The following is a 24,722-nucleotide window of genomic DNA, read 5'->3' as shown; positions in this document are numbered from 1 at the left end:
TACATTGTATTGATTACTTTTCTTTATTTTATTTTTCACCGAAGTGGTTCCTGTAAACATCAAAAAAGTTCACTGATGTTCCATCTACTGTCTCTGAGATGTGGATCTTCTTATATAAATCCTCATTAAGAACCCTTGAAAGCTTTGCAGCGAACTCATCATACTGCTCGCCGAAAACTTCACGCTTTTTCTCTTCAACTATTCTGATCTTATTGGCTTCAGTCTCTTCTCTGTTGAAGGTACTTATACATTTAAGTATAACATAAGTGTCGCCTGTTTCAATTATACTGCTGACTTCACCGTTATCGAGGTTGAAGGCTGCAGTTTCTATCTCAGGTGCTACATCACCCTTACCTACGGAAACAGTTCCCTCTTCAGCTTCATTGTACTGCTCCATCAAAACGCTGAAATCCGTACCTTCATTAAGCTGATTCAGAATCTGCTGTGCCTTACTTCTTACAGCCTCTCTCTGGGCACCCTCAAGTGCAACTCTGTCGCCCTTGGAATCCAGCTCCCATGCGTTAAGAACTATCTGCTCAACGGTTATGGTTCTGGCTTCATCGTCGCTTATCTCAGGATTGATATCTCTAATAATGTAGTCATAGAGCTTATCAGCTGTTGCATACTCAACATACATCTCCTGGAGAGTCTCTTCATTTATGCCCTTCATAGCCTTCTTATCTTCATCCGTAAGTGATGAATAATAATCGGAGGCTGCAGCATGAGCGTTTGAAATCTCAGGCTCCGTAAGTTCTATTCCGGACTCGGCAGCCAGAAGATTCATAGCCTTGACCTGGGCTATCGTGGAGAGGCATTTATCCTTAACATAGCTCTCCATGTTCTCATCGCCGATGTTTACGTTCCAGATTCCGTCTCCAAAGCCTGCCTCATAGGAATTCTGAGTATTCACAAGGTATACCATAAACTCAGACTCAGAGCAGGACTTATCCTCTATTCTGAAAAGCTCGTTCTCAGTAAAGCCTGTAATAAGCACAATCTTGGTATTTTCAAGATTGGCACATCCGGTCAGTGAAAAAGCCATTGAAGCAGAAAGCATAAGTGCAGCTATGGTCTTAGCCATTTTCCGTATTCTTTTTTCAGTAAAAAAAACTGTCACCATTCTATTAGTCCACATTCTTTGTTTTATACACACAAGAAGTCAATCCTATAAGCATACGCCTATAGGATCGACTTTTTTGGGTTTTAATTATTTTATTATAAAGTAGCGAGAATACTTCTTGCAACTTTAAGACCGTTTGCGCTGGCCTGCTGAAGTCCTCTTGTGATACCTGCGCCGTCTCCGATAGCACGAAGATGCTTAACGCTGGTCTCGAAATCCTTATTAACGATTACCTTGTTGGAGTAGAACTTAACCTCAACACCGTAAAGGAGTGTCTCCTCAGAAGCGATACCGGGTGTAACCTTATCAAGAGCCTGTATCATCTCATCGAGATCCACCATTATTCTGTGAGGGAATACAAGGGAAAGATCTCCGGGAACCGCATCCTTAAGTGTAGGGATGAGGTTGTTTCTTGCAAGTCTCTCATCAGTTGTTCTGCGGCCTCTTCTAAAGTCACCGTAGGTCTGAACAAGGATTTTGCCGTCACAGAGCATGTTTGCAAGCTCTGCAATTTTCCTACCATATTCAATAGGTGTCTTGAAGGGCTTTGTAAAGTTCTTGGACACAAGAAGTGCAAAGTTAGTGTTATTGGTCTTGTACTCCTTACTCTTATAAGCGTGACCGTTAACTACTGCAAGTCCGCCCTCGTAATATTCTGTAGCGACCTCTCCTGAAGGATTGGTACAGAAGGTACGAACCTTATCATCGAAGGTAGGTGTATGGAAAATAAGCTTAGCCTCATACAGGTTCTCATTGAGGAACTGCATAACCTCATCTCTTACTTCCACACGAACACCGACGTCAACTGTGCCTGGCTTGGTCTCTATTCCGATCTTGTCACACTGTGAATGGAACCAGTCAGCTCCCTCACGTCCAACAGCAGATACGATCTCCTTCGCTGTTATCACGCTGCCGTCATGGATCTTAACGCCCTTGCAGACGCCATCCTCGACGATGACCTCTTCAACCATTGTATTGAACATAAGCTCAACGCCCTTGGATTCAAGGTGCTCCTGAAGCTTTTTATAAATCTTGTAGCCTTCCTCGGTACCAAGATGTCTGATGGGACACTCAACGAGCTTAAGGTTGGCATTGATAGCCTTCCTTCTGATCTCGCGGATCTCCTCAGCCTTGTCAACACCATATACACTGGTGTCCGCACCGAATTTCAGATATATGTCATCAGACTCCTTGATAAGTGCAGTTGCCTCATCATAGCCCAGGATATCAGGAAGTGTTCCTCCTACATCCGGTGAAAGAGAAAGCTTACCATCTGAAAATGCGCCTGCGCCTGCAAAGCCTGTTGTGATTGAACAGGGCTTGCAGCCCATGCATCTTCCGGTTGTTCTCTTGGGGCACTGTCTCTTTTCAATTGATCTGCCCTTTTCAATAATCATTACCTTCAGGTCAGGTCTCTTCTCTGCGAGTTCATAAGCGCAGAAAATACCACCAGGGCCTGCTCCGATTATCAGTACATCTACTTCTTTGTTTGTTGCCATTTGATTACCTCATTTTAAATTGTATAAATCGAACAGGATATCCTGCCCGGTGCGCTATGCGCATAAATGGCTGCTACAATCAGAAATTGCAGCAGCCATTAGTTCGTTTGATCATCTAGTTTTTTAACCAGCTATTATTTCTTAGAAGCTTTCTTAGCCGGAGCCTTCTTAGCAGCAGTCTTCTTTGCTGCAGGCTTTTTAGCTGCTGTCGCCTTCTTGGCAGGTGCCTTCTTAGCAGGAGCTTCCTTAGCTTCTGTCTTCTTGCCAACTCCCTTTAAGAGCTCGGCTTTTCTGAGGTCACCTTCTGCACTGATCTTGCCAGCGAGGTTAGCATTAACGAAATCGGTCTTGCCATCCAGAATGTCGAAAAGATCAGCTGCTGATGTGTAAACAAGAATGTCGCGGTCGAAGTACTCGTAAGGCTCTACGTTTAATTTGCCGTCTACGATTTCAACATAGAAAGCGCCTTCGCCCTCGCCGGTTATATTGAACTGGTAAGCTGCGTGCTCCTGAACGTTGCTGACGTCAGCATCCTTAAGTGATTCTTTTACCTTTGCTACTACTTCTTCGTAAGTCATTTTTTCCTCCACTTCATAAAAAATATTTAAAACCCAAAAAACCTTACTTATTATAACACTATTTCAAAGCGTTTTAAACACTTTAGCGCAATAAAATCTTTTATCTGCTGTTGCTTCTGTACTGAACAGGAGTCATACCATACTTCTTTTTGAAAAGTCTGTTGAAGTGTTCAACGTTCTGATAGCCCGCAGCTTCAGCAACTCTCTCAACCTTCATGTTACCGTTCTTTAACAGAATGCTTGCCTTTTTAAGGCGGATTTTCTTAACGTTCTCACCGAAGGTCATGCCGGATTTTTCCTTGATGTACTTGGAAAGATACGGCTTGGAAAGATAGAATTCCTTGGAGAGATCATCCAGAGTTACAGACAGGTAGTTCTCCTGAATATAATTGAGGATAGCACTGATTCTCTCGTCCTTGGCATCTGTGCTTGCCTTTACCTCGTCAAGCTGGTTAACTGCGATTGTAAGCGCATTGATTGAGGATCTGATGATATCCTCATCGATACCAACGCCCCAGAACTTCTTACCGCCACAGGTGATTCCTACATAGGTAACAGCCTTTGATGATGATCCGCGGCTAAGAGCGTGCTCCTCGTATACTGAGAGCTCGTAGCTTACGTTGAAGTACTGCTTGAAGGCGTTACTTACAGCATCAAGACGTCCGTTTCCGTTAGCCTCTACAATGTGCTCTTTTCCTGCGTGAGCAATAGTAACCTCTGCGAGGATTCCGTTCACCTGCTTGAAATGGCAATCCATGACTCGGAATACGGAATCGTTGTGTACATATTTATCCTCGAATATCTGGTAGATTCTTCCGGGTGCAAGCTCAGCATGTTCTCTATCTGATACGTCCTTGATAGTGTAGCTGATATCTGTCTGCATCTCTCTCGGAACCATCATGCCATAGTTTGTCTTCAAGATGTAGCTTACGCCACCCTTTCCGGACTGGGAATTGATTCTGATAACGTCGCCGTCGTACTCTCTTCCAAGATCCTTGGGATCAATGGGAAGATAGGGAACGGACCAGATGCCCTGATCTTTTCCTGCATCGTGCCATGAGAAGCCCTTGCTGATAGCATCCTGGTGTGAGCCTGAAAATGCAGTGAACACAAGCTGTCCTGCATAGGGCTGACGCTCGAAAATGCGCATTCTTGTAAGACGCTCGTAGGTCTCTCCGATCTCATTTATATTGGAGAAATCAAGCTCGGGATCAATACCGTGGGAATACATGTTAAGAGCCAGTGTCACGATGTCCACGTTACCTGTTCTCTCACCGTTTCCGAAAAGTGTACCCTCTATTCTGTCTGCACCTGCAAGGCAGCCAAGCTCTGCATCACTTATTCCTGAGCCTCTGTCATTGTGCGGATGAAGTGAAAGTGTAACTGCATCACGGTACTTAAGATTCTTGTGAATATATTCAACCTGAGTTGCAAATACGTGAGGCATTGCAATCTCTACAGTTGTAGGAATGTTGATGATAGCCTTATTTTCCTTCGTGGGCTTCCATACGTCAAGAACTGCATTGCAGACTTCTACAGCATAGTCCACCTCTGTTCCGGGGAAGCTCTCCGGTGAATACTCAAATGAGAAGTTGCCGCTTGTCTCCTTTGCGAGCTTATCAAGAAGCTTAGCGCCATCGATAGCGATCTGCTTAACATCCTCTTTGTTCTTTTTGAAAACCTGCTCACGCTGAGCAACTGATGTGGAATTGTAAAGGTGAATGATTGCTCTGGGCGCACCCTTTACAGCCTCGAAGGTTCTCTTTATGATATGCTCTCTCGCCTGTGTCAGAACCTGAACGGTAACGTCGTCAGGAATCATGTTTTTCTCGATAAGAGCTCTTGCGAATTCAAACTCTGTCTCAGATGCAGCAGGGAAACCAATCTCGATTTCCTTGAATCCCAGCTTTACAAGCATTGTGAAAAACTCGAGCTTTTCATCAAGGCTCATAGGCTCAATAAGCGCCTGGTTTCCGTCTCGAAGATCAACACTGCACCAGATCGGTGGCTTATCAAGGTAATCTTTTTTCACCCAATCGAAGGTTACCTGCGGTGGCATGAAATATTGTCTCTGATATTTCTCGTAGTTCTTCATAATACTCCTCCTAATCATGAATATTCAGTATTTTCAGTCGATTTATTATATTAGCCATATTGATTCGTAGCGGAATTAATCGTATTCCCTATTGATATCGGCATAAAAATAAATTTCATCAACGAATATTGATGATTTTTATATTAGCACTTCCAATATTTTTTTATAGTGACAGATTTAATCAGTTTTATTGATTTATTTTAATGCCGTATTATCTGACAGTCTTCAAAGATACGAAATTACGTGCGAAAATTTAATAAATATCTAATAACTTTTCCATACCGTTTGTGCTAGAATTATATGCAGATGACAATTGCATAAAATAATTGTACAAAACACAACGTGAGCTTATTTACAGGAAGGAGATGGGCATAATGGCAGAAAACAAATGGAGATGCAGAGCTGAAGATTTAAAGGGGACTCAGACCGAGAAGAACCTGCAGGAGGCATTCGCAGGAGAATCAATGGCGAGAAACAAATACACTTTCTTTGCATCCAAGGCTAAAAAGGACGGTTTTGTTCAGATATCCAATATCTTCGCAGAGACCGCTGCAAACGAGAAGGAACACGCCGAGATCTGGTATAAGATTCTCACAGGAATCGGCAGCACAATCGAGAATCTGAAGGAAGCTGCTGAAGGTGAAGAATACGAATGGAAAGAAATGTATCCTTCCTTTGCAAAGACAGCCCGCGAGGAGGGCTTTGATGAAATCGCCGAGCTCTTCGAAGGTGTTGCTGCAATAGAGAAAGAGCATGAGGAGCGCTACAGAAAGCTTCTTAAGAATATCGAGGATAAGATCGTTTTCTCAAGAGATGGCGATGCTATCTGGCAATGCGGAAACTGCGGTCACATCGTTATCGGTCCTTCCGCTCCGGAGGTTTGCCCTGTATGTAACCACCCTCAGGCATACTTCCAGTTAAAGGCTGAGAACTACTAATGTACCATTCCCCCATTTTCAGGGGCGAATATATATTATCAAGGAGGTTTTTTATGAATATTTTCAAGTGTGAAAAATGCGGTAGTATGGTAATAAAGATCAATGATGCAGCCTGCACACCGGTTTGCTGTGGCGATCCCATGACTTCTCTCGCACCCGGAACATCTGACGGCGCTCATGAAAAGCATGTTCCCGTTGTTGAAGTAAGTGGCAACAAGGTAACCGTAAAGGTTGGCGAAGTTGAGCATCCCATGATGGACAACCATTACATTCAGTACATCTGGCTTGTAACAGATAAGGGCTTCATGCAGAAGAACCTCACTCCTTCAGACAAGCCTGTAGCTGAGTTCGTTCTTGCTGATGGCGAGAAGGCTATTGCAGCTTATGAGTTCTGCAACCTTCATGGTCTCTGGAAGGCTGATATTTAAGATGGTTTTATGAGGCTGGGCAGAGCCTTGTAAAAATCTGATTAAAACTTCAACAAAATACGGATGGTACCCTGCTTTTCAGGATTCCATCCGTATTTTTATTAATGTTTTGTCCTGTTTTTCTAATAATAATTCTTAATAACCCTTAGCTGCTCTTACCAGCTTGCTTGCTCTGTTTCTTGAGAAATTAAACTTTCGTATCTCTTTGTACTCCTCGGAATACGGATCCATCTCATAGTGAGGATCATAGCCCATAAGAAGCTCTTCATGTCCCACATAGGCAGGAACTGCGTCCTCAGATATCTCATGTGTAAGATAATTTCTCATTGAGACTGTATATTCGTAGCGGTCTCCGATCTCGGTTTTCTCCATAACTCCTGCATGTGCAATATCATACTTTGCAATATGATAATCCGGATTAGCAAAAGCGAAAATCAGGTACATAACCGTAACTGTTGTCATGCAAAGATTAAATACCGGAGTCTTTTCATAAATAAGGCTCACAAGCAAATATGCCAGCCACAGTGAGATCACAACCAGGAACCAGAGCACGAATACTCTGAGGAATGTCAGGTGGTAAGCTCCGATGTACATGATCATTCTGAAGGCACTGGAGGCGATCATAATATAGGTGCACGCACCTACTACCATAAGCAGAACCTTAAGCACGATATTTTCCTTGAAAAGACGCTGACACAAGGTCACAAGCGCAAGGTTCATGATGCTGACTGCAAGGAGCTGATAGAAGCCCTCGTGAGCATACTCAGCATAGGTATAGTTTTCAGGCAGAGTCATCTTCCCCATGAAAAGTCCAAATATCTGGATCACACTAAAGAACAGATATACAATGCTAAGAAGACTTGTAAAGGTTATCGCGATGATGGGGTTAAGGCCAGCGTTTTTGCCGCTTCCGATTTCCACACCCTTGGTATAAAGGCCCTTAATTACTGTGTAGAAAAGCCATATTGACCAAACTATCATAAATGCGATGCAAATGAGATCCCAGATGTAATCAAATTCATAAATGAAATTGAAGGTATTCTCGATGGTCTTTGAGAAAACCGCATCTGCTGAAGCAAGAAGCACCATAACTACAAACAGCATCGGAAGGGCTATGCAAAGACCTGCGGCTACAGCAAAGAGATTGTTCTTTTTCTCGCTGCTCATATTTTTGCTGCGGCTCTTAAGCCAGCCTGCAAAATCATTAACAGGATCCGGAAGATGAATTATGGGCTTAAGTGCAGTCATCATTATTCCGATAAACCATCCTATTACATCCCACTCTCTTGTATCAACATACATATGCACCAGGAAGCTGATCATCAGAAGGCTTATTGCAAGTCCGTCAAGCCAAAGCAGGCTATCGTTTGCAGTCACGCACTTTGATACTGAAAGAAGCATTAACGAAATAATGTAAAAAATGTTCAAAGCGCTCTTCCCACTTCTGTCCTTTAAAATGGACAGTCCATCTTTTCTTCTTGCCCATGCAATCAGGAGAATCGTTCCGAGCATGTAGAAGGGATATGTTATTCCTGATGAATTCTTATATAGGCAAAATGTATGCCAAACTGCATAGATTACTGTTATAAGTCCGTATTTTCTAAAGGACTTTGCATCCGCTTTGGAAACCTTTTGTGCATCCTTATCCCCGGAAAAATATGTATTAACTCTGGCAGCCATCTCCTCATCTACAGCAAGATTGGAGCCATTGTACTGATTATTATTAAAAGTATTGTTATTGTTGTTTTCAGTTGTGTATTGGTTTTCCATACCATTCCCTCCTGTGTACTGGTTTTCCATACCGTTCCCTCATTAGATTTCTTCATCGGGTACATATTCGAGTATGTCTCCCGGCTGGCAGTCCAGCTCTCTGCATATCGCATCCAGCGTCTGAAGACGGACCGCCTTGGCTTTGTTGTTTTTCAATATAGATAAGTTGGCAAGCGTGATATCAACCTTCCCTGCAAGCTCGGTAAGACCAATCTTCCGCTTCGCCATCATTACATCCAGATTTACAATGATTGCCATCTTTTCCTCCGCTTACATCTTAGATCGTGAGATCGTTTTCTTCTTTATATCTGACTGCCTTGTCAAAAACCTTCGCAAGAACCTTACTCAAAACTCCCGCAAAGAGGAACACTCCCGCTGTGACAAGTGCTGCCGGCGTAAAGTAAACGAAGTTCCTGAGGATTTTCACAAGTGCAATGGCAAATGCATAATTCCCCATCCTGTAAAGACTGGTGACATTCTCCTGGATGAAGCAGTCATCATTGATCACTGTTATCATCATCTTGCGAAGCTCATACAGAATCAGAAGTGCAAATGCTCCTGCCAGCATGATGGACACCACTGCGAAAATGAAGTTCTCATGGATAGCTGCATACTCTGATGTCTCTCCCATAGTTGCTACGGTGATGTCTACTGCCTTCCTAAGTCCTATAGGAACCGTCACTTCCATCAGAATTCCTACTACCAGACTAAAGTCCAGGAATCTCTTAAACCATATGTTCAGCTTGTCGTTCATTGTCTGCTGTGTTCTCCTTTGCTTGGTTTGTGTTGTTTGTGCTTGCATACGTACGAGGTTGCATGCGTTGTTCGTATGTTAATTAGTTTATACCATGGTCATTTTCGTGTGTCAATAAGTTTTTATCGTTTTACGATAAATATTTTTCGTAGGTCGAGAAGGGTGTGGTGGTTTAAGTATACTGGTATGTCTAGGTGGAGGTGGTGGCGGCGGTGGCGGTTGTCCAGGGCGGTTGTTCAGAGGATGCTATCCAGCGCTCCGGTCAACCAGTCCTACTATTATGTGTTGTATAGACGTAACGCTTCACGGATAACAGACTACTTTTTTATCTTGCTTTACGCCGGCATGTTTTCTTTTCAGAAGACTGACTGAACTTTTCATATATGTCCCCTCGTAGGAATCTCTTTTTGCTTTTCTGCCTTCATGATTTTTCAGTCAAAAATCTTGTATAAAGGGTTATTGGTGTACCACAAACGTAATTGCGTCAACTTTTGCATCTCTACGCTACGTCTATTCTCTTAAAATCCACCCTACTGGTTGAATCCATACCTTATCCACAAACATTTTCTGTACACTAAAAAAATCCCATACCGTACTTATCGTCATAGGTATGGGATTTTCGAGCATTCTATTTTCTTACTGAACATGAAGGTGGTCTACGCAGACATGTTCGTTGTGATCTGCTTTGTAGATTTCTTCAGCTCTGTGATATCTATCAAGTGCCTCTTCATATCTGGCACTTGTCATTCTGTGATGATAGAGATGCGCTAAAAAGGTGTAGATTCTACCTGCGGATCTGTTTGGATGATTTTCATCGTATGTATCCTTTATTTCCATCAAAAACTCTTCAGTATTCCTGAACTGCTCATCGGTAAGCTCTTTTTCATAATCAAGCATGTTTTCAATGCGGTGGAGCTTCTGATCTATATTGAAGAAATGAAGCTTCATTTCGTTACTGACATGTATTATTCTAGAATATAGGCAAGCGCCTAGCAATGACGCAGTTTTAGAGAGTTTACAACCTGAGGTTGAGAAGGTTTTAATACATGATAAAAAAGCAACTGCTAAGGATGCTGAAATACTCGCCAATCGAATTATTTGCTTTAGAAAAGGGCTGAGCTAATTTGAAATGCCTACTAAACACTTGAAACTACTAAGGAGATTTTTATTTTGATATATATTGGTTGTCACTTATCAGTCACAAATGGATATGAAGCGATGGGCCGTCAGATGCTCTCCTTTGGAGGCAATACCTTTTCATGGTTTACAAGAAATCCACGAGGCGGTAAATCAAAGGATGTTATTCCGTCTGACGTGAAGGCCCTTGCTGATATTCTTGAAGAAAAGAAATTTGGAAAGCTTGTGGCGCATGCCAGCTACACCATGAATCTTTGCTCGGCGAATCCCGAGACCAGGGCAAATGGTCTTGATATGCTGAAAAAAGATCTTGAGAAAATGGAAGCACTTCCCGGACAGTACTACAATTTTCATCCGGGCTCTCACACAGGTCAGGGTGCTGATGTTGGCGTCGAACAGATTGCAGAAGGCTTAAATAAGGCACTTTTTCCTGAGATGAAGACTATTGTTCTGTTAGAAACTATGGCCGGAAAAGGATCGGAAGTCGGAAGAAGCTTCGAGGAGCTTAGGCAAATCATTGATCTTGTAGAATTAGATGATAAGCTTGGAGTGTGCTTCGACACTTGCCACACCTGGGATGCCGGCTACGATATTGTAAATGATCTTGAGGGTGTTTTGCATCATTTCGATAAAGTTATTGGTCTGGAGCGACTTAAGGCAGTTCATTTTAATGACAGCAAAAATGACTGCGGTTCCCATAAAGACCGCCACGAGAAGCTTGGTCAGGGAATGATAGGCATGGATGCCATGAAGAAAATTGCAACGCATCCTGTTTTCGAAGGTCTGCCATTTATCCTGGAGACGCCTAATGATGACGAGGGGTATATTCAGGAAATTGCCCTGGTGAAGGAATGGACCTAGGGGACGGGGTTAGTGGTCCATTTTGCATATCCTTTTTACCGTAGTTTCAGAAATATCCATTAGTCTCGCCACTTGTTTTACAGTCAAACCTTTCGCTCTTAGTCTACGCACATATTCATTTCTTTTAGTTTTCTCAATACTAATCACTTCTGAGGTGGATGATACCCCCGTTACCAATTTAAAAATTGATAACGCTTTTTCATCTGTATAAAAATGTAAAGCTTCACGATGATCGTCCATAAATAAATCATCCTCAGAAGAATCCTGTTCTCTGGAAAAATATCTGAGCAACGCCTCTTTTGATCCGCTGATGTTGTATGCAAATGAAACATTGACCAAAGGGTCTTTTGCACCATAATAAGCATTAAAACTGCTCCATCTATATTCTGAAGGGTAACGAATAATGTTTGCTTTAACAGGGTTATTATGAATGTAGACTAATACTGATAAGAAAGCGTTGTCATTTTCAATTACAACACTGTAGAAACGATCTTGAAAAAGATGTCCACTGCGGGAATATTTGCTGTTATACCACCTGACAAATCTGGATCCCAGACTCTGAAAAAAGCTTGGCAAATCATCAGACGAGGAATGAATCAAAAGGTGTATGTGGTTATCCATGAGACAATATGCATATATCTGAACATCATATTTCTTAACACAATCTGATAAAACAAAAAGGAATTTTCGATAATCGGAATCTTCTTCAAAGATGATATGCTGATTAACAGAACGAAGTATGATATGATATATGCCAGTCGAACTCACAGTTCTGGGTTTTCTTGGCATAATTACTCCTATAAATGAAATTTAGATTTTAAAATACTTGTTGGATTATATACGTTTTGAAAAGGAAATACAATATGAATTTTAAAAATGGACCACTACCCCCGTCCCCTAGGACCATTTACGGCTTAGATGAATATGAATTAAGCCAGATTCCCGGGCATGAAGGCGGACGTAATCTCATTTACATTTGCACCAAAGACAGTATTCCCAAATGTGTATTAAGACTTTCAATCCTTGGCGATAGAAAAAAGGAAGATTATCTTGCCGAGGCAGAATTCGTGCATTATCTTGCGAAATCCGGCGCTCCTGTGGCGGATGTTATACCCTCTTCTAACGGAAATCTAGTGGAATCTTTTTCTGAGAATGGAAAAGAGTATTTTGCAATACTTTTTTCTTATGCAAAAGGAATGCTGATCTCAGATAATGGCTACAGGTATAGAGAAGGGGCCCCGCTTGATGAATATTTATACAACACCGGTAAGGCGCTTGGTGCAATTCACAAGTTTTCCAAGACTTATAAGCCCGAGCATAAAAGACAAGAATTCTTCGATAAATACACCCCGGACTATCTTGATGAACTAATACCGGATTCCTATGACGAGCTAAAGAAAGCTATAAGAGAACGTCTGGAAAAATTCCGCTCTCTTCCTATGAACGAGAGCGTTTACGGCCTTGTCCATTTTGATTTCAGCGACGGTAATTATCATATTGATATGAAAACCGGCGACATCACGGTATTTGACTTTGATAACTGTATGTACTGCTGGTACATGTTCGACCTGGCCAATCTCTGGATCCACGGAACCGGATGGTTCCAGAATGAGCCTGATCATGAAAAACGCCTGGCGGGAATGAAAGGCTATTTTGATACGGTAGTGTCCGGCTACAGGAGTGAAACCGATGTCTCCGACGAGGAACTCTCTCATCTTCCACTTTTCATTGATATGGTACTGATTGAGAATATCGTTGACGAGTTTGAATGTTGTGCCCGTGAAGGCGAAGATCTGGATCCCGAAAATATTGAAGACGCCGCTGAATGTCTGATAAATCACACACCTTATTGTTAGATTGGAAAAGTATTAAAAATGATTAAATGAATTGAGCGGCTGAATGGACGTGCCGATGTAAGGAACATTGCTTCGAATAAGGTGCTGGAGCGGTGTGGCTTCATAAAAGAAGGGACAATCCGACAAGGCAAAATGGTTTCGGTCTATTGTGACTATAACATTTACGGTATGCTTAGAGAAGATTATGCAAAAGTTGTATCGAATATGCTTTAGGAAAGGTCTTTGAATGAATAAAGATTGGTCAGAAAAAAATAAACGTATGCAGTCGCTCATTGGCAGAGAAACTACCTTTGCCGAGGGGATAGATGTTCTTATTGACTTGAGAAATGAACTGCTCCGAAGCCTTACATATACTGATTTAAAGCGATGTTTTTCTGAAGACGATAAGGAAAGGGTGAAGGATAGTCATTGCGTAAGCACTGATGAAGACGCCATTTGGCTTGTCAATTACTGGTGCGATAAAGATATACGAGGGCTTTTTAAAATGCCTTTTTCAAGGCATTGGATAATGCATATTGAAGCGATGTGCCGGATTAAGGATAAATTGTGTCAGAAAGCCCGAAAAGGAGTCGATCCGATTGCGCGCTGCGGATTGTACTGCAATCACTGCTTTCTAAAGGATTGGTGCGGAGGATGCAGAACAGCCTATAAACTAAATAAAGTGTGTAAGTTAATGTTTTTTAACTTACACACTTTATTTTACATTGCCTTTGGAGAAAAAATGAACCACTAACCCCGTCCCCTACTTTCAATCGTATATTCCTTTACCCATGCAGCATTTCTTGAACTTTTTGCCGCTTCCACAAGGGCAGGGATCGTTGCGTCCAATCTTAGGGTGCTCACGGACTATCGGCTGAGGGATGCTGAAATCTTCATCACCAAAGAAATTGCCACCATCATAATCATCCACATCCGAGAACGGTCCACTCTGCTCAAAAAAGTCAGGTATGTTCCCTTTCTTAATCACATTGAGCATTCTATTCACCACCTTAACACTATCAGGATTAAGGCGTTTTATTCTTCTTAGCAGGAATTCAACCCTATCAACATATCTTATTGCAAGAAATAGATTGGACAAATCTGCCATCAACTCCAGATTGTCAGGGTATTGTTCCAGGAGCTTTTCAGCACGGTTGGCAATCTCTTCCTTATTTTCCAGCATTCTGTCAGCATTTCTTATCTCAAATAGTTCCCAATGAACATCTTCAGGAAAATACATAAGATGAGCTTTAGGTCCTTTGCTCTTTTTTCCTGTAGTTGCACGAGATGTTATAGGTAGTTCCTGAGGGCGCTGACCGGTATGTTCATAATACTCGTATCTGGAGTATCCCATAAGATGCGGGATTCCTGTATCCAGAACGCATTCTATACTAAAATTCCAGAATTCAGAGAGTAAGAACGGATCATTAGTGGGATATATATCACATAGAACATCAAAAAATTCTGCAGCATCACCACCATTAAGAACCAACATAAGCAAACGATCCAAGTGATCAGCCAGCTCATATTCATCAAATTCCATTTCTGCTATAAACAGCTGTGCCAGTTCCGACCAACAATGGTAGATGTCTGTCATGTCATAGTGGGTTATCTGGGCATCATTCTTGGAAAACTTCCTATAGTTAAAATCTGAGGCTAGTTTTCCATGCCTATATTTCATTATATCCTGCGCATCCAGGAAAGGCATTGCTACATAGGATACTCCTGCCAGATAATCTGTTGCTGTCCAAACTTTTGAAGGCATTGTGCAGTGAAGATATGTTTTCCTGATAACATCCTTGGAATTCTCTTCTGTTCCCCATATTGATTTCATAAGCGGAGCAATTTTATCAAGTTCAACAACACCATAAGTTCTTATGAGTCCGCCTAATTTTATATCAAAATCATCAAGCTCTTTATATAGCTTCTTAGCAGACTTCTTGAAAACAGCTCTTATTCCTTCAATTATTGCACCTGCATCCTGGGCAAATCTTATTTCAGCTTTGGAGCCCTTTTCCTTGATTTCTATAAGTCCCATCAAAATACTAATTGTAATAGTCTCAATAAGATCATCAGAAATATATATGTTAATGCCAAGTTCCTTAAGCTTGCCATCATAAAGATCAAAGAGCATCTCTGCTTCATCCTTTGTAAACATATACAAGTAATACTCAGGATGTTTTCCGAGTTCATCTAATAATTTCTTTATTCTGGCAAGCTTAGTTGTGCCGGCCTTGTCAGGAATCTGCAGATACTTAATATAATTCTTGATATCTATGTCTCTTAAATTCAGCATCAAATCCTGCATCTGGTGCTTGGAAATGGTTACGGACACATCTTTCCAGTTGTCATAATCAAAATCCGTTTTGATTTTCTTTTCACCATTGTTGTTCTGATCTATGAACTCGTAATATTCATCTACATTGGTATCACCGTAGGTATTCCTTAAATTCTTATCCGCTGTCCTCTGAAAATCGACAAGTTCCTCTATTCTTGTATTAATCTTCTTTATGGCTTTTGCATATTCTGCGATAGTCTCACGAGTCTTATCATGCTGACGATTCTTTGAAACCTTAACCTGGTTAAGAGTATAATCAGGCTTTGGAGCAAACTGCTTGCCTAATAGTTCTGCTTCTGTGATTGGCTTTATCTTCTTTTTGGTTTTCTTGAACTTAACAAGTTCTCTGTTCACCCACTCCATATCATAGGGTGATATTGTCTGATTCTCAAACCACTCAGCCAACTCTTCCCGCTCAGGATCATCCGGATTGTTTATCCTGTCAAGCAGTTCGTAATAACCCCATATTCCGCCACAATCTTCCGGCGGAGTATCCCCCTTGAACTTTATTACCATAGGATAATCAAATTCGTAATCATCAATTATTTTCTCAATTTGTACTGTATGATACCAGTCATCACCAAAATCATAGTGATAAGAAAATGATTTTGCATCATCAAAAAACTCATCAATCAAATACTCTGAAGAGTCCAGTTCTTCATACTCCCAGTACACTCCATCATATTCATCCGCATTCTCAAGAAGCTTCACCCCATGGTTTCTGAAGGTATATTCGCTTAGGTGTCCTTCCCACCAGCCCATTACCTTGTGCAGCACTACTGTGAGCTGAGAGAAGCTTAGCCCTGCAGGAACTATGCATCTTCTCCAGATCGGTGGTTTTGAATTTTTTATTGTGATTTTTAGCTGATATGCTTTCATGAGTTTTCCCTTGTCTATACTGATATTTGAGTAGCGAGAGCCACTTTTAAATTATAAAAAAGACTCCCTTACTATGCAAGCAATGTCATTAAGTTAATGACATTGCTAACCCCGTCCCCTGGGACCATTCGCATACTATTCGTCTGCCACGGCAATATATGTACCCGCTTCTAAAAGTGGCATAAATAAGCCATTTCCGGGTGGATGGATATCTGATTTTCACCTCGTTTACAACTTTTGATGGTGAACTCCCGACTGTTGTATAAAACGTAACTAAAAATTCAATTATTTTTGGATATATTACGCATTGATTTTATTGTTTATAAAAGGTAGATTTTATTTAAGAAAGCGTACTTTCTTAAGTGAGGCTAACACTATAATCTGAAACACTTGTCGATTGATGATGCAATCGATAGTTGGCAGGCAACACTAAAACCTGTACTTTGCTTTATAGCAGTTGGCAGACAACACTAAAATTAGCCATTAAAGAGAGCGAGTCACACAATGGTGTGACCACTCTCTTTTATAATGTAAAGATTTTTTAGGAGCTTATATGAGCGGATATACCATAGATGAAGCTAGAAAAATTGCAATATTTGAACGTGATTATGGAGATAATAAAGTATATTCCAAAATACGACATGTAGCTAAGGGGCTAAATTTAGGTACAATAAAATTCCCCACGGAAGTTTCTGATAAAATTTCACTAGAGAATTATATGCCAAAAAAGTGCTGAAACATGTGGGGTTATCTGCTATTATAATTATATGAATCGTAGTGGCTATCTTCGGATTACACTTGGAAGAACCTGATGCATCGGGTTCTTTTTTCATTTTGAAAGGAATAATTATGCGTCCGACAGAACATGACCTTAATTCTTTGAGAAATATAATAAGAAATCTTCAGGATGAAAATTCAAATCTCAAAAAGCTATTAGATGAAAATAACATTTCCTACAGTGCAGATAATGTAATCGATACTGTCGACATTTCCGATGAATACGATGATGATCAGGCAGGTAGAATTATTCATACCACACCTGATCTTGATATGGCCAAAGAATTCTATAGCTATTTCTGGGGACGTACGGATGTTTACGCAGTGCGTGGCAAAGTGGGCGGATATTTTCCTCGTTGCAAAGCATGGTGGAATAATCCCTCTTGCCCTAAAAAAGCCGACAAGAAAAAATTCTGTGATGAGGATTGTATATATAAGGAGTGGGATGAACTGGTTCCATGGAAGATTCTTAATCATCTAAAAGGTCAGAGAGATGATTGTACGGATGTTATAGGTGTATATCCTTTATTTCCCAATAACACATGCCGTTTTCTGGTCTTTGACTTCGATAATCATGAAAAGGACGCTTATAAAAACGACGATGCTAATACAGACGATTTATGGAAAAGCGAAGTCGATGCGCTTCGTCATATTTGCAAGCTTGCCAATATTGATGCACTAACTGAAAGATCACGCTCTGGAAAAGGTGCTCATATATGGATATTCTTTAAAACTGCAATTTCAGCAGCTTTAGCGCGTAGCTTTGGATTTGCCCTATTAGATAGAGGTGCTTCTTATATCAATCTCCCCTCTTTTAAGTACTATGACCGTATGTATCCTTCCCAGGATGTTTTGAGTAAACTAGGAAATCTTGTCGCACTACCTCTTCAGGGTCGTGCGTTACTCAGAGGTAATAGCGCATTTATTGATGAATCTTGGAATGCATATCCCGATCAGTGGGAAAAGTTAAGATCCATGAAGAAAATTTCATTAGAAGAAGTCTCTTCTTATTTACAAGAGTGGAACAAGGAGCAGATGTCCCTTATACCTGTAACTAAGTATGCTAAAGATAATGGGCAAATACGACCTTGGAAAAAGGATGAACGTTTCTTTGCCCAAAATGTTATAGGAGGTGAATTACACATAGTATTAGATGATGGTACTTATGTGGATGCACTTAATCTGTTGCCTCCCATCCAAAATCAGATTAAAGGTATGGCAACAATAGATAATCCTGAATTTGCCAAGAATAAGCGTATAGGGCATTCAAATTACTACAATTTAAGTACTATATCCATGTGGAAAGAAACTGAAGGATATATAAAAGTGCCCATTGGATTGTTAGAAAAAATCATATCAAAATGCAATGAAGCAAATATTTCAGTTGACATAAATGATAAGCGTTCCTACGGAAGACCCATCAGAGTAGATTTTAGAGGTGAACTTAGGGAGCAGCAACAGTTAGCATCAATGCAACTTGAGAAGTATGAGAATGGCATTTTGTGTGCTCCGCCAGCTTTTGGCAAAACGGTATTGGCTGCCTATCTCATAGCAAAGCGTAAGGTTAATACTCTCATATTGCTTGAAAACACAGAGCTTCTTCCGCAGTGGATGGATGAATTTAAGAGATTTTTAACTATAGATGAAATGCCTCCTGTATATAAAACTAAAAAGGGACGTGAAAAAATGCGTGACAGTGTGTTTGGAACGCTTATGTCAGGAGTTGATAAAACGACAGGAATAATTGATTTTGCAATGATTGGCTCAGCCTATCACAAAGGGCAATTCTTTGAAAATATAGATAACTATGGAATGGTTCTATGTGATGAATGCCATCATGTAGGTTCAAAACAAGGTCAAGCATTAATGAGCAGAATACGTGCTAAATATGTATATGGCCTTTCAGCTACACCTGAGAGGAGCGACCATCTGGATGATATTGTATATATGCTCTTAGGCCCCATAAGACATAGATATTCTGTAAAAGAACAAGCTGATGCATGGGGACTTGATAGATATGTTTATCCCAGATTTACTCGTGTCGTCAATATTTCCGGTGAAAAATTGGAGATATATAACGCCGATAGTCTTATTGCAGAAAGTAGTGTCAGGAATGAACAAATAATTTCTGATACAGAACAATGCATTCAAAATCAGCGCACACCAGTAATCTTAACCAAACTAAAAAAGCATGCCGAAACACTGTACTCCTTATTACAGGGTAAGGCAGATCATGTTTTCCTGATTTATGGAGGGCAAAGTGCTAAGCAGAATCAGGAAATAAAAGAAAAAATGATTTCCATTCCTAAAGATAAGTCTCTTATTCTTATAGCTACAGGCCAAAAGATAGGTGAAGGATTTAATTTCCCGAGATTGGACACTCTCCTGCTAGCTGCACCTATCAAATTTGAAGGCAGGCTGACACAATATGTCGGCAGACTAAACAGATCCTATGATGGCAAAAAGGATGTTATCGTTTATGACTATGTTGATACACATATAAGCTTTTTTGACAAGCAATACAAAAGCAGACTCAAATCTTATAAAAAGATGGGATATCAGATTATATCCGAGCCAATAGTAACCAAGCAAGTAGCCAATGCTATTTATGATAGCCGTGACTATATGGAAATATTTGAAAAGGATATGATTGAGGCAAATAAAGAAATCATTATTTCAAGTCCTAATATAAGCAGAATGAAAGTTGAAAGAATGATTTCTCTAATAAAACATCGTCAGGAATCAGGTGTTGCAGTTACGGTTATAACAAGTAGCCCTGATATGGTTGGGTATGGTGATGCAATTGACATACATATCCTTATAGATGAGATGAGGCGAAGTGGAATTATTGTCAGAACTACTGACAACGATTGTGAGCATTATGCTGTGATAGATAAAAAGCTTGTATGGCATGGCGGAATGAATTTATTAGGAAAAGCTGATTTTTACGACAATCTTATTCGTGTAGAAAATGAGCAGGCAGCTGCTGAATTGCTAGAAATTACCGAGCAAGTTCTCGATGGTAAAAAATAAGAAACCTCTTGTTATTAGCAATATGCAAATATAAGCAGGACCATCTAACTACTTTTCATCAGACTTTCCTTCAATGATGATATGCTGATTAACAAAACGAAGTATGATATGATATATGCCAGTTGAACTCACATTCCATGGTTTTTTCTGGCATTATTACTTCTATAAATAAAGACTGGATTCACAGAATAATTTTTTTGCATTTTATATTTTGAAAAGGAAATACAATATGAATTTTAAAAATGGACCACTAACCCCGTCCCCTAGGACCATTCGCATACTATTCGTCTGCCACGGCAATATTTGCCGCTCAACAATGGCAGAATTCATAATGAAAGATATCGTTAAAAAGCAGCACTTGGAGGATCAGTTCCACATCGAGTCCTCTGCTACTCACACAGATGAAATTTGGAATGGACAGGGAAGCCCTGTTTATCCCCCGGCGAGGGCGAAGCTTCGCGAGTATGGAATTGGAACACCTGATAATGAGCTTGGTGTTTCTGCAAAAAGAGCAAGACTTACATCCAGGGCTGACTACGACAAATTCGATTTTATTATCGGAATGGACAGTGCCAATATCAGGGATCTGAACAGGCTCTTTAGCGGTGATCCCGAGAATAAGGTATATAAGATGCTGGAATTTGCTGACAGAAGTGGCGACGTGGCTGATCCCTGGTACACCGGGAATTTTGATGATACCTGGAGGGACTGCTCTGACGGATGTCATGGTCTTTTCAGACAGATTCTGATGACGCCCGAATATGCTAAAATACTTAGCGATGGCATTGATGAAAATGCTAACGACTACTATGATGAAGCTGATCGGGATTCCGGTCTGATTCACGATGATTTTCCAAGGGGATGAAAATAAAATGAGCTACTTATACGAGACACATTTACATACGACAGAAGCAAGTGCATGCTCTCCTACTCCTGCCGCAGATTACATTGAATACATGATGGGACTTGGCTACAGCGGCATAATCGTGACTGACCATTTTTTCACAGGTAACAGCTGCGTGCCAAAGAACCTCCCCTGGAAGGACAGAGTTGAGATGTACTGCAGCGGCTACGAACACGCTCTCGATGAAGCCAAGGGCTATGATTTCACAGTCATGTTTGGTATCGAGTACAATTTTCAAGGCGATGAGTACCTGCTCTACGGCGTTGATAAGGACTGGCTTCTTGCCAATGAGGATATAGAGAAAAAATCCAGAAAGGAAGTCTATGACCTGGTGCATGCTGCATCCGGAATCATGGTTCAGGCGCATCCCTACCGTGAGCGTGGCTATTTGTCCGCGATCCATTTGATGCCCTCCGTGTGCGACGGCGCTGAAGTATACAATTCAGGAAATCCCGACTACCAGAACGCTCTCGGATATCAGTTTGCAAAGGAGCACGGATTCCTCATGTCTGCCGGCTCAGATATCCACGCATTTCCCATGCTTACAATGGGCGGCATGAGCTTTCCTTACAAGATAAATAACATTCAGGAATACGTGAAGGCTTTCCTTGCTGGCGACGGAACTCCTATGTTCAGGGTCAATCCCAAGGATGAAAACACCGTTTTCACAGAGGTTGCAAAATCCCCGTCCCTTACAGTGGTTTCACAGGGGCCTACATTACCCGTAATAGTTCACGAGGACTAAAACACCAATTTTTTAAATGAGAAAAATATATGCTTAGAGATATTGATATAAAAGAAATTTCAGACGGAAAACTATACGATATAAACGACATGGCAAAGCTTGGCGTCGATGATTGCAGTGGCTGCCACGCCTGCTGCTGTGGCATGGGTGATACCATCACCCTGGATCCATACGACGTTTACAGGCTCGAGAAGGGCCTTAATAAGAGCTTCGAGGAGTTACTGTCCGGTCACCTGGAACTCAGGGTTGCAGACGGCATTATACTCCCCTGCCTCAGTATGAAAACCGGTGCCGATTCCTGCACCTTCCTTAATGAAAATGGTCGCTGCAGTATTCACGCTTTCAGGCCCGGAATCTGCAGGCTCTTCCCTCTTGGAAGAATCTTTGATAACAATTCTCACAAGTATTTTCTTCAGGTCCACGAGTGCCACAAGGAGCGCCAGACCAAGATAAAATTAAAGAAATGGATTGATACTCCGGAGCTTGGAAAGTATGAGAACTATATTGATAAATGGCATTATTTCCTTAAGGGAGTAACTGACAAAGCTCCGCAGATGCCTGCTGAAGAACTTAAAGCCATAAACATGAAAATCCTGCAGGCGTTTTTCATGAAGGCATATGATACGGGCGAAGATTTTTATGAGCAATTTGAGGAAAGAATAGAGTCTTTGAAATCTTTGTAAATAAGGAAATCCTATAACAAGTTTTATTAAGGGTGTAGTCAGATTGGCTATATCCTTTTTTATATACAGTCTGACAGCATAGAAACCAATATTTTCTTATGTTGTTTTGTGGCTATACTTGGTATATAATTTAGTCACAAGGAGGTGTATGTTATGCAGATAGTTCCAATGAGAGATTTAAAAAACACTGTAGAAATAGAACGTAGATGTGCTGAATCCAATGAACCTGTCTTTGTTACCAAAAACGGTTATGGCAGGCTTGTAGTAATGGATATAGATTACTATGAACGTACCATGAGAAAAATAGATGAGGCCTCTCTTGTCAACAGAGGCATTTCAGACTACGAGAATGGTAGGACTGTCGATGGAAAAAAATCATTAAAAAATCTGAGGAAAAAACATGGTCTTTGAAGGCTACGATTATGACTTTACTGAAATAGCAGAAGCTGATATCGATGAAACTCTTTCATACATCGAAGATGATTTGGCTAATCCCGATGCTGCAGTTACATTTGCAGATGCTCTTGAAAATAAGCTTGAAGAAATATGCAAGAATCCCAAAACCGGACGACCAGTAGAAAATCCCTTCTTGAAGCGTGATGATGTCCGTAGATTCCTTGTTGATAACTACATTGCCTACTATATTATTGACGACAAAAATGCAAAAATTGTCGTACTAAGAGTTGTTTATGGCAAACGCGACCAAGACAAAATTTTGAGAGATTTTTAACCACAGAGTTTCAGAATAAACTGCTATATCGCATATAATTTTGAATTTCATTTAACCCCTATACTTTTTCTTGTTTTATATTTTTTCTGTTGACAGCATTCAAAAATGACTTTAACATAACAAATTTTGATTACCAATCATATTTTCAATAATTCACGGGAGGAGTTTGTATGAAAAAGTTTATAAAGGGAGCAAATCCGTACATGCCGCTTTGGGAGCATGTTCCGGATGGGGAGCCGAGAGTTTTCGAGCATGACAATGAAAAGCGAGTTTACGTATATGGATCTCACGACATTGAGAAAGATAAGTACTGTGGTCGCAACTACGTCGTATGGTCTGCGCCGGTGGATGATCTGACGGATTGGACTTGTCATGGCGTAGCCTATGAAACTCACTACGATTCCGTACTTTATGCGCCGGATGTTGTTAAACGAGGCGATACCTATTACATGTACGCTGCCGAACACTGCGGAAGTCTTGTAGTTGTTGCAAGTTCAAAAACTCCGTGGGGACCTTTCGAGAACCCGGTGGAAACAAAGCTGGGGTTTGATCCGGGAATCCTGGTGGATGATGACAACAGAGTGTACGCATATTGGGGAGGTTGCGCGGCACCCTGCTATATTGCTGAACTCGAGGACGATATGGCTACCATAAAAGAGGGAACACTTGTAGAGAATCCTCTGGGACATTCAACCTGTCCCTGGAATCCTGTTGATGACGGACACATCTCATTGATAGATGGATTCTTCGAAGCCTCCAGTCCACGCAAGGTCATGGGTAAATACGTCTACATATACTCCAAGCGCTACGAGAAGCCCGTTCCGGAGCTTGGTGTTTATACTGAAAATAACGGTTTTCTTTCCTATAGATTCAGCGACAGTCCCTTTGGACCTTTTCATGATGGTGGAGACATAAGCTTCAATGGTGGAGAGATACTTCATGATTCTGAAGGAAAAGGCACCATGACTTACCAGTGGGGAAATAACCACGGCTCTATCATGGAAGTAAATGGAAAATGGTATGTATTTTACCATCGCCAGACCGGCGTAAATGAGTTTTCCAGACAGGCAATGCTTGAGCCAATCGATGTCGCCATAGGCGCAGATGGGAATCTCTATATCGGTGATGTGAAGTTTATAGGCGGTGAGCCCGTATCATCCGGGCCTGTGGAGATGACTTCTCAGGGGCCACATATAAACGGATTGGATGCATATTCCTGGATTTCAGCTGGATATGCCTGCCATATTTTCGGAAGTAAAAAGCATGCCTATGTACGTCCTGACTATGAGCAAAAAGATGAATTGTCTACACCTGTCGTTGGAATTACAGGCGGAACAACAGTGGGCTTTAGATATCTTCAGTTTGGTGCAAATTCTCCTAAAACCGTCACTGCAATTCTTGAAGAAGCAAAGACATTAAAAATAAAGGTTCGTATAGATTCATATCAGGGCCGGGAAATTGCTGAACTTATATTTGATGGCAGCTCCACAGAAGCTACTGCTGAAATCAAAACTGGTGTCATCGGAAAACATGCTGTATATTTTGAATTTATTTCAGATGACGCTGAGGAAACCTTTATTTTTGACAGATTCACTTTTGATAGATAAAAGTGAATCTA

23 protein-coding genes are annotated in these 24,722 nt (G+C 41.0%); 13 read left to right on the top strand and 10 right to left on the bottom strand.

Features of this window, described 5'->3' with window-relative positions; genetic code table 11:
- Window positions 1-28: 28 nt before the first annotated feature.
- The 4 genes from G587_RS0118440 to G587_RS0118425 all read right to left on the bottom strand — a co-directional run bounded on the left by G587_RS0118440 (window position 29) and on the right by G587_RS0118425 (window position 5,292).
- The gene (locus G587_RS0118440) at window positions 29-1,081 is read right to left on the bottom strand and encodes a peptidylprolyl isomerase (RefSeq protein WP_026493447.1); all 1,053 of its coding nucleotides are present in this window, start codon (window positions 1,079-1,081) and stop codon (window positions 29-31) included.
- Window positions 1,082-1,215: 134 nt separating this feature from the next.
- Window positions 1,216-2,619, bottom strand: a complete 1,404-nt coding sequence (locus G587_RS0118435) for an NAD(P)/FAD-dependent oxidoreductase (RefSeq protein WP_026493446.1) — start codon at window positions 2,617-2,619, stop codon at window positions 1,216-1,218.
- A gap of 134 nt (window positions 2,620-2,753) precedes the next feature.
- Window positions 2,754-3,197: an SCP2 sterol-binding domain-containing protein gene (locus G587_RS0118430; RefSeq protein WP_026493445.1), complete on the bottom strand. Its 444-nt coding sequence runs from the start codon at window positions 3,195-3,197 to the stop codon at window positions 2,754-2,756.
- 100 nt (window positions 3,198-3,297) lie between these two features.
- On the bottom strand, window positions 3,298-5,292 hold the full coding sequence (locus G587_RS0118425; protein ID WP_026493444.1) for a 2-isopropylmalate synthase: 1,995 nt from the start codon (window positions 5,290-5,292) through the stop codon (window positions 3,298-3,300).
- Window positions 5,293-5,666: 374 nt separating this feature from the next.
- On the opposite strand from G587_RS0118425, the gene rbr reads away from it, so the two are divergent.
- The gene (gene rbr, locus G587_RS0118420) at window positions 5,667-6,230 is read left to right on the top strand and encodes a rubrerythrin (protein ID WP_026493443.1); all 564 of its coding nucleotides are present in this window, start codon (window positions 5,667-5,669) and stop codon (window positions 6,228-6,230) included.
- 53 nt (window positions 6,231-6,283) lie between these two features.
- Window positions 6,284-6,658 (top strand): desulfoferrodoxin family protein, encoded by a 375-nt coding sequence (locus G587_RS0118415; RefSeq protein WP_026493442.1) that lies wholly within the window; start codon window positions 6,284-6,286, stop codon window positions 6,656-6,658.
- A 135-nt stretch (window positions 6,659-6,793) separates the two neighbouring features.
- Here G587_RS0118415 and G587_RS0118410 read toward each other — a convergent pair whose 3' ends face one another.
- The 4 genes from G587_RS0118410 to G587_RS0118395 all read right to left on the bottom strand — a co-directional run bounded on the left by G587_RS0118410 (window position 6,794) and on the right by G587_RS0118395 (window position 10,130).
- Complete coding sequence (locus G587_RS0118410) at window positions 6,794-8,428, bottom strand: DUF4153 domain-containing protein (protein ID WP_196812619.1); 1,635 nt, start codon at window positions 8,426-8,428, stop codon at window positions 6,794-6,796.
- A gap of 42 nt (window positions 8,429-8,470) precedes the next feature.
- Window positions 8,471-8,686 carry a helix-turn-helix domain-containing protein gene (locus tag G587_RS0118405; protein WP_026493440.1) on the bottom strand — a complete coding sequence of 72 codons (216 nt, stop codon included), beginning with the start codon at window positions 8,684-8,686 and terminating at the stop codon, window positions 8,471-8,473.
- Window positions 8,687-8,705: 19 nt separating this feature from the next.
- On the bottom strand, window positions 8,706-9,182 hold the full coding sequence (locus tag G587_RS0118400; RefSeq protein ID WP_026493439.1) for a DUF2975 domain-containing protein: 477 nt from the start codon (window positions 9,180-9,182) through the stop codon (window positions 8,706-8,708).
- Window positions 9,183-9,818: 636 nt separating this feature from the next.
- Entirely contained in the window at window positions 9,819-10,130 is a 312-nt protein-coding gene (locus G587_RS0118395; RefSeq protein ID WP_026493438.1) for a hypothetical protein, read from the bottom strand.
- 222 nt (window positions 10,131-10,352) lie between these two features.
- Between G587_RS0118395 and G587_RS0118390 the strand changes: the two genes are divergently transcribed.
- Window positions 10,353-11,180 (top strand): deoxyribonuclease IV, encoded by an 828-nt coding sequence (locus G587_RS0118390; protein ID WP_026493437.1) that lies wholly within the window; start codon window positions 10,353-10,355, stop codon window positions 11,178-11,180.
- 9 nt (window positions 11,181-11,189) lie between these two features.
- Here G587_RS0118390 and G587_RS0118385 read toward each other — a convergent pair whose 3' ends face one another.
- On the bottom strand, window positions 11,190-11,969 hold the full coding sequence (locus G587_RS0118385) for a transposase (RefSeq protein ID WP_035787270.1): 780 nt from the start codon (window positions 11,967-11,969) through the stop codon (window positions 11,190-11,192).
- 74 nt (window positions 11,970-12,043) lie between these two features.
- Between G587_RS0118385 and G587_RS23535 the strand changes: the two genes are divergently transcribed.
- Together G587_RS23535 and G587_RS26390 are read left to right on the top strand one after the other, a co-directional pair.
- Entirely contained in the window at window positions 12,044-13,036 is a 993-nt protein-coding gene (locus tag G587_RS23535; RefSeq protein ID WP_051201151.1) for a phosphotransferase enzyme family protein, read from the top strand.
- A 226-nt stretch (window positions 13,037-13,262) separates the two neighbouring features.
- Complete coding sequence (locus G587_RS26390; protein ID WP_026493435.1) at window positions 13,263-13,769, top strand: hypothetical protein; 507 nt, start codon at window positions 13,263-13,265, stop codon at window positions 13,767-13,769.
- A gap of 15 nt (window positions 13,770-13,784) precedes the next feature.
- Here G587_RS26390 and G587_RS26550 read toward each other — a convergent pair whose 3' ends face one another.
- On the bottom strand, window positions 13,785-16,232 hold the full coding sequence (locus tag G587_RS26550) for an IS1096 element passenger TnpR family protein (RefSeq protein WP_026493434.1): 2,448 nt from the start codon (window positions 16,230-16,232) through the stop codon (window positions 13,785-13,787).
- A 553-nt stretch (window positions 16,233-16,785) separates the two neighbouring features.
- On the opposite strand from G587_RS26550, the gene G587_RS0118365 reads away from it, so the two are divergent.
- The 8 genes from G587_RS0118365 (at window position 16,786) to G587_RS23515 (ending at window position 24,711) form a co-directional block, all read left to right on the top strand.
- Window positions 16,786-16,968 carry a hypothetical protein gene (locus tag G587_RS0118365; RefSeq protein ID WP_026493433.1) on the top strand — a complete coding sequence of 61 codons (183 nt, stop codon included), beginning with the start codon at window positions 16,786-16,788 and terminating at the stop codon, window positions 16,966-16,968.
- Between the two features lie 113 nt (window positions 16,969-17,081).
- Complete coding sequence (locus G587_RS0118360; protein WP_026493432.1) at window positions 17,082-20,042, top strand: TOTE conflict system archaeo-eukaryotic primase domain-containing protein; 2,961 nt, start codon at window positions 17,082-17,084, stop codon at window positions 20,040-20,042.
- Between the two features lie 229 nt (window positions 20,043-20,271).
- Window positions 20,272-20,907, top strand: a complete 636-nt coding sequence (locus G587_RS0118355; protein ID WP_081679519.1) for a low molecular weight protein-tyrosine-phosphatase — start codon at window positions 20,272-20,274, stop codon at window positions 20,905-20,907.
- Between the two features lie 7 nt (window positions 20,908-20,914).
- Window positions 20,915-21,691 (top strand): PHP domain-containing protein, encoded by a 777-nt coding sequence (locus tag G587_RS23520; protein ID WP_051201149.1) that lies wholly within the window; start codon window positions 20,915-20,917, stop codon window positions 21,689-21,691.
- A gap of 29 nt (window positions 21,692-21,720) precedes the next feature.
- Complete coding sequence (locus G587_RS0118345; RefSeq protein WP_026493430.1) at window positions 21,721-22,374, top strand: YkgJ family cysteine cluster protein; 654 nt, start codon at window positions 21,721-21,723, stop codon at window positions 22,372-22,374.
- Between the two features lie 153 nt (window positions 22,375-22,527).
- Window positions 22,528-22,785, top strand: coding sequence for a type II toxin-antitoxin system Phd/YefM family antitoxin (locus G587_RS0118340; protein ID WP_026493429.1), 258 nt, complete (start codon window positions 22,528-22,530; stop codon window positions 22,783-22,785).
- Entirely contained in the window at window positions 22,775-23,104 is a 330-nt protein-coding gene (locus tag G587_RS0118335; RefSeq protein ID WP_026493428.1) for a type II toxin-antitoxin system RelE/ParE family toxin, read from the top strand. The genes G587_RS0118340 and G587_RS0118335 overlap by 11 nt, the downstream gene beginning before the upstream one ends.
- 170 nt (window positions 23,105-23,274) lie before the next feature.
- Window positions 23,275-24,711, top strand: coding sequence for a family 43 glycosylhydrolase (locus tag G587_RS23515; protein ID WP_051201148.1), 1,437 nt, complete (start codon window positions 23,275-23,277; stop codon window positions 24,709-24,711).
- Window positions 24,712-24,722 lie beyond the last annotated feature (11 nt).

This window comes from Butyrivibrio sp. XPD2002 (assembly GCF_000423945.1).
GTDB lineage: Bacteria > Bacillota > Clostridia > Lachnospirales > Lachnospiraceae > Butyrivibrio.
The sequence above is the reverse complement of the archived record's forward strand: the minus strand, read 5'-3'. Positions and strand labels throughout refer to the sequence as shown.

What these genes read in the sequence shown, in the direction of transcription:
- G587_RS26390 (WP_026493435.1), top strand. Translation starts at nt 13,263, where the DNA reads ATGAATAAAGATTGGTCAGAAAAAAATAAACGTATGCAGTCGCTCATT.
- G587_RS23515 (WP_051201148.1), top strand. Translation starts at nt 23,275, where the DNA reads ATGAAAAAGTTTATAAAGGGAGCAAATCCGTACATGCCGCTTTGGGAG.
- G587_RS0118435 (WP_026493446.1), bottom strand. Translation starts at nt 2,619, where the DNA reads ATGGCAACAAACAAAGAAGTAGATGTACTGATAATCGGAGCAGGCCCT.
- G587_RS0118355 (WP_081679519.1), top strand. Translation starts at nt 20,272, where the DNA reads ATGAATTTTAAAAATGGACCACTAACCCCGTCCCCTAGGACCATTCGC.
- G587_RS0118440 (WP_026493447.1), bottom strand. Translation starts at nt 1,081, where the DNA reads ATGGCTAAGACCATAGCTGCACTTATGCTTTCTGCTTCAATGGCTTTT.
- G587_RS0118395 (WP_026493438.1), bottom strand. Translation starts at nt 10,130, where the DNA reads ATGAAGCTTCATTTCTTCAATATAGATCAGAAGCTCCACCGCATTGAA.
- G587_RS23520 (WP_051201149.1), top strand. Translation starts at nt 20,915, where the DNA reads ATGAGCTACTTATACGAGACACATTTACATACGACAGAAGCAAGTGCA.
- G587_RS0118335 (WP_026493428.1), top strand. Translation starts at nt 22,775, where the DNA reads ATGGTCTTTGAAGGCTACGATTATGACTTTACTGAAATAGCAGAAGCT.
- rbr (WP_026493443.1), top strand. Translation starts at nt 5,667, where the DNA reads ATGGCAGAAAACAAATGGAGATGCAGAGCTGAAGATTTAAAGGGGACT.
- G587_RS0118410 (WP_196812619.1), bottom strand. Translation starts at nt 8,428, where the DNA reads ATGGAAAACCAATACACAACTGAAAACAACAATAACAATACTTTTAAT.
- G587_RS0118385 (WP_035787270.1), bottom strand. Translation starts at nt 11,969, where the DNA reads ATGCCAAGAAAACCCAGAACTGTGAGTTCGACTGGCATATATCATATC.
- G587_RS0118400 (WP_026493439.1), bottom strand. Translation starts at nt 9,182, where the DNA reads ATGAACGACAAGCTGAACATATGGTTTAAGAGATTCCTGGACTTTAGT.
- G587_RS26550 (WP_026493434.1), bottom strand. Translation starts at nt 16,232, where the DNA reads ATGAAAGCATATCAGCTAAAAATCACAATAAAAAATTCAAAACCACCG.
- G587_RS0118430 (WP_026493445.1), bottom strand. Translation starts at nt 3,197, where the DNA reads ATGACTTACGAAGAAGTAGTAGCAAAGGTAAAAGAATCACTTAAGGAT.
- G587_RS0118360 (WP_026493432.1), top strand. Translation starts at nt 17,082, where the DNA reads ATGCGTCCGACAGAACATGACCTTAATTCTTTGAGAAATATAATAAGA.
- G587_RS0118365 (WP_026493433.1), top strand. Translation starts at nt 16,786, where the DNA reads ATGAGCGGATATACCATAGATGAAGCTAGAAAAATTGCAATATTTGAA.
- G587_RS0118340 (WP_026493429.1), top strand. Translation starts at nt 22,528, where the DNA reads ATGCAGATAGTTCCAATGAGAGATTTAAAAAACACTGTAGAAATAGAA.
- G587_RS0118425 (WP_026493444.1), bottom strand. Translation starts at nt 5,292, where the DNA reads ATGAAGAACTACGAGAAATATCAGAGACAATATTTCATGCCACCGCAG.
- G587_RS0118415 (WP_026493442.1), top strand. Translation starts at nt 6,284, where the DNA reads ATGAATATTTTCAAGTGTGAAAAATGCGGTAGTATGGTAATAAAGATC.
- G587_RS23535 (WP_051201151.1), top strand. Translation starts at nt 12,044, where the DNA reads ATGAATTTTAAAAATGGACCACTACCCCCGTCCCCTAGGACCATTTAC.
- G587_RS0118345 (WP_026493430.1), top strand. Translation starts at nt 21,721, where the DNA reads ATGCTTAGAGATATTGATATAAAAGAAATTTCAGACGGAAAACTATAC.
- G587_RS0118405 (WP_026493440.1), bottom strand. Translation starts at nt 8,686, where the DNA reads ATGGCAATCATTGTAAATCTGGATGTAATGATGGCGAAGCGGAAGATT.